Below are 608 nucleotides of genomic sequence, written 5' to 3' on the forward strand. Positions count from 1 at the left end.
GTTATAGATCTTGGTGCCGGAGAGGATACTATACAAATTAGCGGAAATAGCGCTACTGATCGTAGAACAATTAAAGGATCTATACTATATTCAGATGATTCGGGTTATACTGCCAACGAAAATGATCATGTAACGATAGAATATACCTTTGCTATGCAAGCTGATGACGGCGAATGCAATAGTGTAGATTTGCGAAGTTGTGCCAATATCGGAACGATGTACGAGCTTGGTCTTGGTGTTAATAAAGACGAAAAAAGGGCTTATGGAATTTATCAAGTCGATTGCTTTCGTGGGCTAAGTAAGGCATGCCTGCAGATGAAAAGACTAGGTATAAAGCTGGGAATATAAGTGATAAAGGTCCAAATTTATAGTCTATTATTGGCTATGGGCTTGATGCTTAGTGGTTGCTGGTCGTGGCAAAAGATGGTGAGCTTTGGTTTTTGGCAAAGTGATGAAGAGGCTAGAGCAGAGCGTATTGAGCTTGAAAAAGAGAAGATGATGCAAAACTGTGAGGGTGGAAATAGCATCGACTGCAACAATTTAGCTGTAAATTTTAGTAATGAAAAAGACTTTGTAAAGGCAAAAGGCTACTACGAAAAAGCTTGTAA

2 pseudogenes are annotated in these 608 nt (G+C 39.1%); both read left to right on the forward strand.

The features are described 5' to 3' along the window. A pseudogene (locus tag CYP26_RS10265) lies at window positions 1-348 on the forward strand (sel1 repeat family protein); the annotation flags it as partial. Next, window positions 349-608 (forward strand): annotated as a pseudogene (locus CYP26_RS05970) (tetratricopeptide repeat protein); the annotation flags it as partial.

The organism is Campylobacter concisus (assembly GCF_002913225.1).
Classification (GTDB): domain Bacteria; phylum Campylobacterota; class Campylobacteria; order Campylobacterales; family Campylobacteraceae; genus Campylobacter_A; species Campylobacter_A concisus_J.